General features: G+C 71.0%; 1 protein-coding gene. It reads right to left on the bottom strand.

Annotation, left to right across the window (positions count from 1 at the left end):
- Positions 1 to 421: HAMP domain-containing sensor histidine kinase (locus Q0L15_RS20965; protein ID WP_296606656.1), on the bottom strand; the 421-nt coding region annotated here is incomplete at both ends.

The raw sequence follows: 421 nt of genomic DNA on the forward strand, positions 1-421 counted from the left end.
GCGGGAGTCGGAGGAGTCGACCTGCTCGAACCGCTCGAACACCGACTGCAGCCTGTCCTCCGGGATGCCGCGGCCCTGGTCGCGCACCCGGAACAGGACGTGCCCGTCCTCGAGCCGCGTGTCGAGGACGACCGTCTGGCCCTCGCTCGAGAACTTGATCGCGTTGTTGACCAGGTTCGTCAGCGTCTGCACGATCCGGTCCGGGTCCGCGACGACGCGGCCGGGGCCGGGGCAGACCTCGACGCGGACGCCGGTCGAGCGGGCCAGGCCGGCCATCTCGGTGGCCGAGCGGGTGAGCAGCTCGCTCGCCTCGATCGTGGTGAGCTCCATGGTCCGGGTGCCGGACTCGATCCGCTCGAGGTCGAGGATGTCGTTGATCAGCCGGGTGAGCCGCTCGGTGCTGTCGGCCGCCGTCGACAGG

The organism is Nocardioides sp. (genome assembly GCF_024509035.1).
GTDB lineage: Bacteria > Actinomycetota > Actinomycetes > Propionibacteriales > Nocardioidaceae > Nocardioides.